Genomic DNA, 12,288 nt, shown 5'->3' on the forward strand with positions numbered 1-12,288 from the left:
CTCACGGAACCCCAATTTCGATTCGAACGCGTACCGTGCAACATTGCGGAAAGCAGGCTCCGCATTCACGTCGTACATAGAGTCGCGGGGTCGGCATCACGCGTGTGCAAGACCGGTCGACGTGGAGGCGTGGCTTGCAGAGTTAACGGAGACGCGGACGCTCAACACAGTCTACTCTGAATACTGGATTCGTGTTGAAGAGTTCTTCACATGGCTTCAGCGGCATCCAGGATACCCACACGTGTATCATCCCGTGTGGATGGCGGCGGCGAGCTATCCCACGGCACAAGCGCTGTGGGCGAAGAAGACAGGAGAACAATGATGTTGGGAGGTGCACCGCAATGACCGACGACTATGACTCGGCGGGCAATGCACTTCGCGATGAAATTGGCGCCGCGTTCGGACGAGAACGTGATCCCCTGTCGGTGTACGAGTCGACCTTCGAAGCGCTGGCGGTGGATCCATTTGAGGTCTTCCTGAAATGTGGCCTCGAGCCAGACGACCCTGCCCCTAGAACCACACAAGCATACCAGCAACTCATCGACGAGTGGACTCGCCATATGTCCAGTGTAGGACGGCACCCGGCGTGTCCGAGCGAGGACCATATCCTCCGGTACGTGGAGAACTGTCTCTCAACGCGAGAGCTGAAGCCCGTGACAATTCGGACACGGCTTCACCGACTCAATCGAGTGTATCGCTACTGGCAGGCCGATTCAGTGTTCCCGCATGATCCTGGCTACAATCCGTTCGAGTACGTGTTCGCGACAACGGATTTGTCACAACCCCCCTCGAAAGACCCGCCGAGAATTTCGCCAACGCGCCTCGGTGAAATCGTCCGCACGATCACCGATGTCCGCGACCGTCTCATTGTCGTCTTACAACTCAAACTGGGTCTGCGGGCCGGTGAGGTGAGTAATCTCCGACTGGCGAACCTCGCAGTTGACCACGAGGAACTGAACACAGCATACCCTGGACTTGGAACAACCCCCATCGTCGAGGACCTCTCCCAGGCGGTTTACATCCCGTCGAGATACGAGGAACCGGGGAATAAGTCACACCGAGCGCGACTCCTCCCACTAGATGACGAGGTGTACCAATCACTCGTGCAGCACTTATTGGTACGACCAGATACGGGGAGTCAGTGGGTGTTCCAGAGTCACACGACAGCTTCGCAAATCACCCCTGAAGCGATCAACCGCGTGTGGACGAGCGTGTTCAGGCCAGAGTATGACGAGACCGATGTTCATCGAGCGGTGACGAGTCATTACGGGCGGCATCGGTTTAGCACATACTGGCAAGTCGAGTGTGAGATCCCACGTGAGTTGGTTCAGTATATGCGTGGAGATCGAATTGAGAGTGCTGACCCGAATCGAGAGACGATTGACAGCTATATCCATACATACTATGAGGATATCGAGACTGTATATCTAGAAAATATGTACTCGCTGGGTCTTTCTACCGAATTCTCGTTGTGATGCGGTTGAACTCTGGATTGAAATCCAACAACCGCCAGCGGCCGAGACGCACGACTGTTCTCCCAACGTACTCGACGCCCCGTGCGCTCAGCGACGGACGTACTCGCCGACCGAGCCGAGGACCCCGCCGGTGGCGGCCGCGGGTTCGATTTCGACGTCGAGGACGACCTCCGCGACCGCGGCGACGCCCGCCGCGAGTTCGGCGTCGTCGCGGCACGCCGGCGCGTCGGCGATGCCGTCCGCCTCGGTCTCGGGCACGACCACGTCCGCGTCGTCGAGCGCGCCGAACGTGGAGACGACGGCGTCGATATCGGTGTCGATGTCGGCGGCCCGCGCACTGAGCCGACCGACCGCGTCGGCACCGCGGTCCGTGGCGGGCGCGACGAGCGCGACCCGGTCGCAGGCCGCGGCGGCGGCGACCGTCTGGTTCGACGCGAGGAGCGGCGCGTCGACGAGGACGTGGTCGAAGCCGTCTGCGGCCTCGGCGATACGACCTTCGAACGCCCGCGCGGCGTCGGGCGTCATCGCCCGCGCGAGCCGCTCGAAGGGGGCCGCGGCCGGGCAGACGGCGACGCGTCCCTCGGCGTCGGTCTCGAACGCGACCAGCCCCGACTCCAGCGGCACGTCGGCGGCGTCGGTGACAAGCGCCGTCGCGTCGGGGTCGAGCGTCCCCGAAACGTAGTCTGAGAGGCCCTGCGTGGCGAACGCCGCGTCGAGGACGGCCACGTCGCGGCCGTCGGTCGCGAGCGCTGCGGCGAGTTCGAGCGACAGTCGGGTCGTGCCCGCGCCGCCGGTGGCCCCGACGAGCGCGATGGTGGTGGGAATGGACATACCGCGAGTGGTCGGGTGCTCAGATTAATAGCTTCGGTCGCCCGCCGCCGGCGTCGCCGGACGCGCGACTACGCCGTCCACTCGCCGTCACCCGATTCCGGGTCCGCTCCCGGCGCGGCGTCCGCGCAGGCCCGGTAGAAACAGACCTTGTACGTTCGGCCGACGAGCGTCGTGACCGTCGAACCGACGGCCACGACGGCGATATCGACCGTCGACATCGGCGCTTGGAACGCCGTCACCGCGCCGGCGACGGTGGTCGCCCCGTCGAGGGTGACGAACCAGAGCACCGGCAGGTCGACGACCGAGGTCACTGCGGTCGCGACGACCGCGTAGCCGACGACGGCCCGGAGGTTGCTGAGGACGAAGTCGACGCTTCTGCTGAGCGACCCGCCGGCGGTCTGCCCGTCGAGGACGACGGCGGTGTCGAAGAAGGTGAAGACGTAGACGACGGCCATCAGGACCACGAGCGCCACCCCGGACGCGGCGAGTTCGGCGGGCGTGAGGCTCGCGGAGCCGTTCAGCACCGCGTTGAGTCGGTCGAACCCGACGTAGCCGAGGACGCTGCCGCCGACGACCATCGCGACGACGAACACGACCAATCCGGCGAGGAGCGTCGCGCCGAGCAGGCTGACGTAGTAGCGCTGTGCCGCGGTGGACGCGCGCAGGTCGGTGTCGGAGCCGGGGCGCGCGCCGTCGGCGACGGTGTAGAACGCGCCGGTGAGCGCCGGTACGGCGAGGAGTTGGAGGAGCGAGCCGACGGCCCCGGCCGGACCGGAGGCGTTGTTCAACGCGCCGATGAGGCCGAACGCGAGGGCGAACGCGACGAGCACCGGCGTCTCGGTGACGATTCGGAGGGCCGTTCGAAACGATTGGAGGACTGCCACGACAGTCGGCACTCACGGCGCCCGTATATGTTTTTACATCGACACGTTCGGCGGGAGATGTAGCGCCGGCTGGAGCGACAGCGTGCCCTCAGCCCGAGATGGCCGCCTCGATGTCGGCCAGTTCCTCGTCGGAGAGGTCGGGGCGCTCGCCCGCGACGGCGTGGATGGGACTGCCGCCGTCGCCCTCGAACCGCGGGACGATGTGGACGTGGACGTGGTCGACCTCCTGGCCGGCGGCGGGGCCGTTGTTGATGCCGACGTTCGTCGCGTCGGCGTCGACCGCCGCCTCGACGCGCGGCACGAGGTCGTTCACGGCGGCGAACAGGTCGGCCGCGGCGTCGGCCGGAACCTCGTCAAGGCGGGCGTGGTGCTCTTTCGGGACGACGAGCGTGTGACCGGGCGCGAGCGGGTTGGCGTCGAGGAACGCAAGCGAGTGGTCGGTCTCGTGGACGATTCGGCCCGGGATGTCGCCGTCGACGATGGCGCAGAAGATGCAGTCGGACATACGTGGCACGTCGATTGGCGAGGAAAAGAAAGTTCGGACCGGTTCGTGCGTGCCGTCTCGTCTGTCTCGCTGTCGGCACAGGTGGAGCGTGTCCACCGAACCTCCCCGGCCGATTGTAGAGGGTCTCGTCTGTGAGAGACGCAACTGCGCCAATTGCACGCAATCGCAACTGCAATCGACCCTCGATTGCGCAACCTCCCGCTGTTCCCTCGGCGAACTAGTTGATATTGCGCGCAATCCATCTCAGATTGCGCAATACATCTACTGAATTGCGCAATGATCGGTGGGTTACCGCTCGGGAAGCAACGCCTCCAAGTCGGCCAGATACTCGTCTAACTCGTAGCCGAGACGCGACAGCCACACGTCGCGGTACGAGGGGTGTAAAAGCGGGACCACGGTGTAGCCGAACCGCTCGCTCTCGACGGGGTCGAGGACGGTATCGAGGAAGCCGTCCAGCGAGGCGTCGTCGAGCGCGAGGACGCTTTCGGTCGCGTGGCGGCCGGTCGGGACCACCACGTCGGGGTCGACGGCTTCGAGTTCGGAAACGAGGTGGTCGCGGCAGTTCGCCTTCTCGGCGGCCGTGGGCGCGCGGTTCGACCCCTCGCCGTCCGAAGGGAAGCACTTGACGGCGTTCGTGTAGAAGACGCCCGATTCGTAGCCGACGGCGGCCATCGTCTCGCGGATGCGGCGGCCGGAGTGCCGGGCCGTGTAGGACATCCCGGTCCAGTTGCCGCCCCGCCAGCGGTCGGCGTCGGGGTTGCCCGCGCCCGGCGCTTCCCCGACGACCATCACGGTCGCGTCGTCGGGGCCGACGCCCCACGAGATGCGGTTGCGGCAGTCGACGAGCGCCGGACAGCGCGCGCAGTCGGGTTCGAGGACGAGCGTCTCGTCGGCGTCGGGGAACCGCGGGTCGGCGTCGACCATCTACTCCGTCAGCGGGAGCACGATGCCGAAGATAATCGGCGAGAACAGCACCAGCGCGATGCCGAGCCACTCGGCGTCGAAAAACAGCGTTCGCTCCCAGCCGGGGATGGCACCGCCGCTCACGGCGAGGGCGACTTTCGCGCCGATAGCGCCGAACAGGAACAGCGCGAGCCCCAGTCCGAGGCCGGTCTTGGTCATCCGCGGGTAGTCGATGTCTCCGTAGCGTCCCATACTATCCCGAGATGCGGGGACTGGCAAAACCGTTTCGAGAGAGTGTGTGATACGTTATCGTTCGATTTCGCCGGCGAGAACGGGCGCGACGGACACCTCGCTCACGTCGCGTTCGATGGTGTCGGTACCGACGACGCGCTCGATACCGGCGCGCGCGAGTTTCGTGCGGGCGTTGCGGGCGAGAAGCGGGTGGACGGTCGCACAGAAGACGCGCTTCGCGCCGCCGTCGGCGAGGACGGACACGGCCTCGCTCATGGTCGACCCGGTGGCGATGATGTCGTCGGTAATGACCACGTCGCGGCCCGCGAAGTCGGCGTCGCTCGGCGTGATGTCCACGTCGGTCCCGGAGTGGCGCACCTTCTCGAAGTAGTCGGTCTCGCCCTCGCCGTAGGCGTCGCGGACGGTCTCCGCGATGTCGATGGCTCCCGAGTCGGGCGACAGAAACAGCGGGGCGTCGAGTTCGGGGAGCGGCTCCGCGAGTCGCCCGGCGGCGTCGACGATGTCGACGGGCACGTCGAAGAAGTCGGCGACGGCGTCCTCGTGGGGGTTGACGAGCACGACGCGGTCGGTCGTCGTGCTGACGGCGCGGGCGACCGCGCGGGCCGAAATCGGGTGGCCGGCCTCGAACGCCTTGTCCTGTCGGGCGTAGCCCATGTACGGGATGACCGTCGTGACCGCCGATGCGCCGGCCTCGCGGACGGCGTCTTGCAGTTGGAGCAGTTCGACGTAGGCGTCGTTGCTGGCGGTGCTGGCGACGATGGTGGCGGCGTCGGCGTCGAAACCGGGGACCGCGGCCAGCGTCTCGCCGTCGGGGAAGCGGTCGTACTCGACGGCCGCGAGCGACTCGCCGAGTTCGTCGGCGAGCGCGGCCGCGAGTGCCTGCGAGGATGCGCCGGGTACGAGCATACCCGTTCGTCTCTCGTGGGGGGTAAAACCGCTTTTCGTTGCGTTCAGCCGCGTCGCGTGTCAGCGAACCGCGACGCCGACCGTCTCTAACCCGAGCACCTGCGTCCGCCAGTCGCCCCCGGTCAGCCGAACGCAGAAGCTCCCCGCGTCGGTGACGGCGTAGGCGGCCCGCGCGTCGTGGGCGAGCGCGACGACCGACTCGTCCAGCGGAATCGGCGCGGCCTCCCACGCGCCCGACTCCTCGTCGCGCGCGACGACGCCGTCCGGGCCGACCGCGTGGGCGCGGCCGTCCGGCATCGACGCGACCGCCGAAAACGCCCCGTCGAGCGCGTCCATCCAGCCGTTGCCGAGCGCGTACAGTCCCGAGTCGGTCGCGGCGAGCGGGGTTCCCGAGTCGCCGCCGAGGCGGCCCGCGGGGTCGGACACGTCGGTCACGTCGTTCAAGCCGACGTGCGAGAGGCCGCCGTCACCGATTCGGTAGACGCCGTCGTCGGCCGCGACGAGGCTCCCGTCGAGGGCGCGGACCGCCCCGACCGCGCCGAGGTCGGTCCACCCGGACTCGTCGAAGCGGGCGACCCGACCCGAGTCGTCGGCGGCGACGACGCGATTGCGGTGGAAGCCGACGGCCGCCGCGGGGCCGAAGTCGAGTTCGTGGTAGTCGTCGCCCTGCACGAGCAGCACGTCCTCGTCGGTGGCGACGACGACTTCCCCGGGCGACCCGGCGGCGTCCAGCGCGGTACACCGGCGGTCGATGCGGAACCCCCCGACGAGGTCGTCGGAGACGTCGACGGTCACGACCCCGACGCCGGCGGCGACGTACGCCGTCTGCTTGCCGGACTTGTCCGCGTACACCCGCTTTTCGTCGATAGAGAGGTCGAAATCAGCCATCCGTTGGCCCGAGGTTCGCGGCGGGGTTCGGAAAGGATTGTGGTCGTTCCCGCGGCGCGGCGACGGGCCGAACGGGCGCGCGAGTGAGCCGTGTGCTTACAGAAACTCCCGCACGTCGGAGTACCACATGTCGTGGTGGTCGAGTTCGTCGAGGGCCTCGGCCACGTCGACCGCGAGGACGTGCCAACAGCGCTCGCCCTCGTCGGGGTCGAGGTTGTACTGGGAGTCCTTGCAGGTACAGCCCCGGTCTTCGACCACGTACTCGTCGTCGTAGCCGACGACCACGTCGAAGTCGCGGTAGCGCTTCACCCGCCGCTCGGAGACGGCCTCGATGGCCGTGACGCCCCGGTCGCCGTGGGCGTCGACGATGGCCTGCACGATTTGCGGCGAGAGTCGCCCGGTCTCCGCGAGCGCCGCTCGCCAGTCGTCGGCCGAATCCACGCTCCCGAGTTCGTCGGTGGCGGTGAAAACGCATTCGATGCCGCGGGGTGGACCGACCGCCGCAATCGCGTCGCAATCGCGTCGTACAACCGCACCGCACAATCGCATCGCAACCGGTTTCCGCCCGCGCGGGCGACTGCGGGTATGCACGTGAGCGAGGGAGGCGTCGAAATCGAGGTTCCCGACGCCCGCGACGGGGCGTCAGCGGGGACCGGCGACGATGTCTTCTACAACCCCACACAGGAGTTGAACCGGGACATCACCGCGGCCGTCCTCCGCGCCTTCCGCGAGCGCGAACCCCGCGCCGAGAGCTACCTCGACGCGATGGCCGCCTCGGGCATCCGGGGCGTCCGCGCCGCCGCCGAGGGCTACGACGTGACCTGCGCCGACCTCGACGCCGACGCCGTCGAACTCGCCCAGTCGAACCTCGACCGCGCCGGCAACGGCGGCGAGGCGGTCCACCGCAACGCCAACGCCCTCATGTACGACGAGGTCTTCGACGTGGTCGACCTCGACCCCTTCGGCACGCCGATGCCCTTCGCGGACCCCGCCTTCGCCAACACCCGCGACCTCGTCTGCGTCACCGCCACGGACACCGCCCCGCTGTGCGGCGCACACCAGAAAAGCGGCATCCGGAAGTACGGCTGTCTCCCGCAGAACACCGACTACCACCCCGAGATGGGGCTTCGGACGCTCCTCGGCGCGATGGTCCGCACCGCCGCCCGCTACGACAAGGCCGCCGTCCCGATTCTCTCGCACGCGACGCGTCACTACGCGCGGGCGTATCTCGAACTCGACGAGCGGGCGACGAAGGCCGACGAACTCCTCGAATCGACCGGCTTCGTCTACCACTGCGAGGACTGCCTCCACCGCGAGGCCGAGCGCTCGCTCATCGCCCACCCGCCCGAGGCGTGCGCCAACTGCGACTCGACCCGGATTCTCGAAGCCGGCCCCATCTGGCTCGGTCCCGTCTCCGAACCGGCGTTCGCCGGGGCCGTCCGCGACGAGGTGACAGAGGACTTCGGCACCGCGAAACGCGCCCGAAAGCTCCTCGACACGCTCGCGGTCGAACTCGATACGCCGACCCACTTCGACCAGCACCGCCTCTGTAAGCTCTGGGGCCGCTCGGCCTCGAAGATGGAGACGTTCCTCGAAACCCTCCGCGACGCCGGCTACGACGCCACCCCCGCCCACTACCACGGCACCGCGTTCAAGACCGACGCGACGGTCGCTGAGATACGCGAGTCGACCGCCGCGCTCGACCCCGAGGCGTGACGAGGACGACGGCGAACCGCGTCGTAACCGGTACACACCGCCGCTTCGGCGGGTAGCTTCTTTGCCTCCCGTGTCGTTTCGGTGATACGTGAGCGCCAACATCCGAACCGCCGTTCCCGTCGCGCGGGCGGTCGTCGACACGATTCGGGAGAAGGAAATCTCGTTTCTCGCGGCCAGCATCTCGTACTACGCGCTCGTCTCGCTGATTCCGCTTCTCGTCCTCGGCGTCGTCGTCGCCACCGCCGTCGGCGGCGCGGAACTGCAGGCGCAACTCCAGACGCTCGTCGAGCAGTACCTCGTCCCGACCGGACAGGACCTCGTCGAGGAGGCGCTTTCCGACCGAACCGGGCAGGGAAGCGTCGGGGCGGTGAGCCTCGGGCTGACGGTGTGGGGCGCGCTGAAGCTCTTTCGCGGCCTCGACATCGCCTTCTCGCGCATCTACGGCTCCGAGGCGGGTGGCCTCCTCGACCAGCTCCGCGACGGCGCTATCGCCCTCGCCAGCATCGGCGTCGGCACCATCGGCGTCGCGGTGCTGACCGCGCTGCTCGGCCTCCTCGACGTGCCGTTTCTCCAACTGCTCTCGCCGCTTTTGCTGTTGCTCACGCTCTGTGCGGCGTTCTTCCCGCTGTACTACGTCTTCCCCGACGCCGACCTCTCGCCGCGACAGGTCGTGCCGGGGACCGTCTTCGCGGCCGTCGGCTGGACCCTCCTCGGGGTCGGCTTCGGCATCTACGCGTCGGTGGCCGGCGCGTCGGTCGCGGGCGCGCTCGGGACGCTCCTGTTGCTCGTGACGTGGTTCTACTTCTCGGGGCTCATCCTGCTTTCCGGCGCGGTCGTCAACGCGGTCCTCGCGGGGGTCGGGGGCGACGTGTCGCCCGCAGAACCGCGTGACCCGCCGGGGGGACCGCCCGGAGTGGACCGGCAGGTACAACATACGGGAGGCCGACATGACGCTCGTACGGATATGAGCGACGACCGAGGTGACACCGATGGGCCGCGGACGGAGGACGCCGACGACGCGGAGACCGGCGCGTCCGTCTCCCCGCGCGGCGCTCCCGACATCGAGGAGCTGGAATCGCAGGTCGAGGAACTTCGGGCCGACCTCGACGCGTTCGAGGACGACGTGACCGACCGGACGGTCGAAAAGCCCAAGCTCGAAGCCGAGTTGAAGCGCTACGTCCGCCGCCGGATGCGCCGCGGCAAGGCCCGCGGGTGGGGTCCCTACCTCGTGCTCGGCTACGGCGTCGTCCTCACGCTCGGCGCGTTTCACTACCTCCAGTCGGACCTCATCGCGGTCGTCGCCATGCTCATCATCTTCCTATCGACGCTCGGACTCTACGTCCTGTTCGTCATCTTCGGCATCGGCCTGAGCGCCCTCGGCGTCCCCGGGCGCGCCATCGACGCGGTCCGCAAACGCCGCGGCTGAGATGTTCCGGTCCGCGCTTTCGCTTCAGACCCGCGGGTTCGGGGAGTTGGTGCTCGCGGACGCCCCGGACGCGCTCGTCTTCCTGTTCGGTCTCGTCACCCAACTCGGAGACCAGTGGTTCTTCTTCGTCGCGTTCACCTCGCTGTACTGGCTCTGTCGGCCCCGAATCACGGCGCGCCCGCGGCGAACCGCGGCCTCCTTCGTCGGCCTCGCGCTCGGGTCGCTGGCGCTCGTCACCGCGCTGAAAGTCGGCTTCGCCCTGCCGCGACCGCCGACCGCGGCCGTCGCCGCTGCGCCCGCGTGGCCGTCGCCGCTTTCGGACCTGTTCGTCTCGTTCACGACGGACGACGGCTTCGGGTTCCCGAGCGGCCACGCCCTCGGGACGACCGTCGTCTACGGGGCCGCGGTCTCGCTTCTCGACGTGTGGGACCGTCGCCGCCGGCTCGTCGCCGCGGCGGTCGTCGTCGGCATCGTCTCGCTCTCGCGGGTCTTCCTCGGCGTCCACTACGGTGTCGACATCGTCGTCGGCGTCCTCCTTGGCCTCGGCTTCCTGAAGGCGGTGTCCGTGGTCGCCGCCGCGGACGACCCCGACGCGACCGGCCATCTCGACCCGGCGCGCCTGTTCGCCATCGCGGCCGGCCTCAGCGTCCTCGCGCTCGCGGTGGTGTTCGCCACGGGTCTCTCCGGGCACACCGAAAACGCCGCGGCGGCGCTCGGCGGGTCGCTCGGCGGTCTCCTCGGCTGGACGCGACTCGCCGGCCACGAGTCGCTCCCGACGCTGTCGCCGCCGGTCGCGCTCGTCGCGTTCCTCGGCGCGGGCGGCCTCTGGGTCGGCGTCGACGTTGCCGACGCCTCGGTTCCGGTGACGGTGCTCGTCACCGCGGCGGTGGTCGCGTTCATCCTCGTCGCGCCGCGGATACAGGGCCGACTCGGGCTCGGAAACGGAGCGACCCGGCGCGCCGACTGAGAGCCTGTTTCGGTGTGTTGCTCCGGTTCTAGGTAGTGTTGTCTCTGGTTTCTCGCCGACTGCGATACCGGTGGCTGTCGCTCTCCGGCGAGCGGGCGCGAAAGAAAAATCGGTGTTGGGCGTGCGCGACGCTTAGAACGTCTCGAGGTACCGGTCGAGCTCCCACTGGGAGACGTCGACGAGGTAGTCCTTGAACTCGGAGCGCTTGGCTTCGACGAACTTCTCGAAGACGTGGTCGCCCAGGGCCTCCTGGATGACTTCGTCCTCTTCGAGGGCGTCGACGGCGCCGCCGAGGTCCTTCGGGAGCGTCTCGATGCCGTACTCTTCGCGCTTTGCCTCGTCGAACTCGTAGATGTTCTCGCGGACCGGGTCGGGGCAGTCGAGGCCCTTCTCGACGCCGTCGAGACCGGCGTGGATGAGCGCGGCGAACGCGAGGTACGGGTTACAGGACGGGTCGGGGAAGCGGGCCTCGATGCGCGAGGCGGCCGGCGTGCGGGCGGCCGGCTTGCGGATGAGCGCCGAGCGGTTGCGGTCGGACCACGCGATGTAGACCGGCGCTTCGTAGCCGGGGACGAGGCGCTTGTAGGAGTTGACTGTCGGGTCAGCGACCGCCGTGATGGCGGGCGCGTGGTCGAGGATGCCCGCGACGAAGCTCTTGGCCGTGTCGCTCAGGTCGAACTCGTCGTCGCCGTCGTGGAACGCGTTCTCGCCGTCCTTGAACAGCGAGATGTGCGTGTGCATGCCGGAGCCGTTGATGCGCGGGATTGGCTTGGGCATGAACGTCGCGTGGAGGTCGTGTTCGGCCGCGATGGCGCGGACGACGGACCGGAACGTTGCGACGTTGTCGGCCGTCGAGAGGGCGTCGTCGTACGTGAAGTTAATCTCGTGCTGACCCTCGGCGACCTCGTGGTGCGAGGCTTCGATGTCGAAGCCCATGCTTTCGAGGCCGTAGATGATGTCGCGGCGCACGTCGGACGCGAGGTCCTTCGGGGCGAGGTCGAAGTAGCCGCCGGCGTCGTTCGTGACGGTGGTTGCGCGGCCGTCTTCGTCTTCTTCGAACAGGAAGAACTCCGGTTCGGGAGCGACGTTCACGTCATAGCCGAGTTCCTCGGCGCGCTCGATAGCGCGCTTGAGGACGCCACGCGGGTCGCCGCTGAAGGGCTCGCCGGTGGACGTGTTGAACACGTCACAGATGAGACGGCCGGCGGCGCTGTTTTCCTTCTTCCGCCACGGGAGGACGGCGAACGTCGACGGGTCGGGTTCGAGGCGCATGTCGGACTCCTGGATGCGCACGAAGCCGTCGATGGAGGAACCGTCGAAGTAGATGCCCTCGGTGAACGCCTTCTCGGCCTGCGAAGCCGGGATGGAGACGTTCTTCACCGTTCCGAGAATGTCGGTGAACTGGAGTCGGAGGAAGTCGACGTTCTTCTCTTCGATTTCGTCGATGACTGCCTGTGCCTCGTCGCTCAGGCCGCCGTCGGTGAGTGCGTTGTCTTCCGTCATTTTCCTGAACACGCGATTCGAACACCCGCACT

Annotated in this window: 13 protein-coding genes; 4 read left to right on the forward strand and 9 right to left on the reverse strand. The window is 67.8% G+C overall.

Features of this window, described 5'->3' with window-relative positions:
- The first annotated feature begins 341 nt into the window (after positions 1 to 341).
- Entirely contained in the window at positions 342 to 1,475 is a 1,134-nt protein-coding gene (locus tag DVK03_RS01475; RefSeq protein ID WP_006600775.1) for a site-specific integrase, read from the forward strand.
- Between the two features lie 87 nt (positions 1,476 to 1,562).
- Here DVK03_RS01475 and DVK03_RS01480 read toward each other — a convergent pair whose 3' ends face one another.
- From DVK03_RS01480 to DVK03_RS01515, 8 genes are all read right to left on the reverse strand, one after another.
- Positions 1,563 to 2,306: a ParA family protein gene (locus DVK03_RS01480; protein WP_115802064.1), complete on the reverse strand. Its 744-nt coding sequence runs from the start codon at positions 2,304 to 2,306 to the stop codon at positions 1,563 to 1,565.
- Positions 2,307 to 2,374: 68 nt separating this feature from the next.
- Positions 2,375 to 3,190, reverse strand: coding sequence for a hypothetical protein (locus DVK03_RS01485; RefSeq protein WP_004065504.1), 816 nt, complete (start codon positions 3,188 to 3,190; stop codon positions 2,375 to 2,377).
- 88 nt (positions 3,191 to 3,278) lie between these two features.
- On the reverse strand, positions 3,279 to 3,695 hold the full coding sequence (locus DVK03_RS01490; RefSeq protein WP_008610406.1) for an HIT family protein: 417 nt from the start codon (positions 3,693 to 3,695) through the stop codon (positions 3,279 to 3,281).
- Positions 3,696 to 3,983: 288 nt separating this feature from the next.
- Positions 3,984 to 4,619, reverse strand: a complete 636-nt coding sequence (locus DVK03_RS01495) for a uracil-DNA glycosylase family protein (protein WP_006600772.1) — start codon at positions 4,617 to 4,619, stop codon at positions 3,984 to 3,986.
- Entirely contained in the window at positions 4,620 to 4,850 is a 231-nt protein-coding gene (locus DVK03_RS01500) for a hypothetical protein (RefSeq protein ID WP_004045346.1), read from the reverse strand.
- Between the two features lie 54 nt (positions 4,851 to 4,904).
- Complete coding sequence (gene prs / locus DVK03_RS01505; RefSeq protein ID WP_004065487.1) at positions 4,905 to 5,756, reverse strand: ribose-phosphate diphosphokinase; 852 nt, start codon at positions 5,754 to 5,756, stop codon at positions 4,905 to 4,907.
- A 60-nt stretch (positions 5,757 to 5,816) separates the two neighbouring features.
- Positions 5,817 to 6,644, reverse strand: a complete 828-nt coding sequence (locus DVK03_RS01510; RefSeq protein WP_004045348.1) for a hypothetical protein — start codon at positions 6,642 to 6,644, stop codon at positions 5,817 to 5,819.
- 96 nt (positions 6,645 to 6,740) lie between these two features.
- Positions 6,741 to 7,085: an SWIM zinc finger family protein gene (locus DVK03_RS01515; protein WP_004065483.1), complete on the reverse strand. Its 345-nt coding sequence runs from the start codon at positions 7,083 to 7,085 to the stop codon at positions 6,741 to 6,743.
- 144 nt (positions 7,086 to 7,229) lie between these two features.
- On the opposite strand from DVK03_RS01515, the gene DVK03_RS01520 reads away from it, so the two are divergent.
- The 3 genes from DVK03_RS01520 to DVK03_RS01530 all read left to right on the forward strand — a co-directional run bounded on the left by DVK03_RS01520 (position 7,230) and on the right by DVK03_RS01530 (position 10,753).
- On the forward strand, positions 7,230 to 8,360 hold the full coding sequence (locus DVK03_RS01520) for a tRNA (guanine(26)-N(2))-dimethyltransferase (RefSeq protein ID WP_115802065.1): 1,131 nt from the start codon (positions 7,230 to 7,232) through the stop codon (positions 8,358 to 8,360).
- An 88-nt stretch (positions 8,361 to 8,448) separates the two neighbouring features.
- Positions 8,449 to 9,786, forward strand: a complete 1,338-nt coding sequence (locus DVK03_RS01525) for a YihY/virulence factor BrkB family protein (RefSeq protein WP_115802066.1) — start codon at positions 8,449 to 8,451, stop codon at positions 9,784 to 9,786.
- Between the two features lies 1 nt (position 9,787).
- The gene (locus DVK03_RS01530; protein ID WP_004065476.1) at positions 9,788 to 10,753 is read left to right on the forward strand and encodes a phosphatase PAP2 family protein; all 966 of its coding nucleotides are present in this window, start codon (positions 9,788 to 9,790) and stop codon (positions 10,751 to 10,753) included.
- Between the two features lie 132 nt (positions 10,754 to 10,885).
- On the opposite strand, the gene glnA is transcribed toward DVK03_RS01530, so the two are convergent.
- Entirely contained in the window at positions 10,886 to 12,256 is a 1,371-nt protein-coding gene (gene glnA, locus DVK03_RS01535) for a type I glutamate--ammonia ligase (protein ID WP_004045354.1), read from the reverse strand.
- Positions 12,257 to 12,288: the final 32 nt, after the last annotated feature.

The organism is Haloferax sp. Atlit-109R (assembly GCF_003665865.1).
Taxonomy (GTDB): Archaea; Halobacteriota; Halobacteria; order Halobacteriales; family Haloferacaceae; genus Haloferax; species Haloferax volcanii.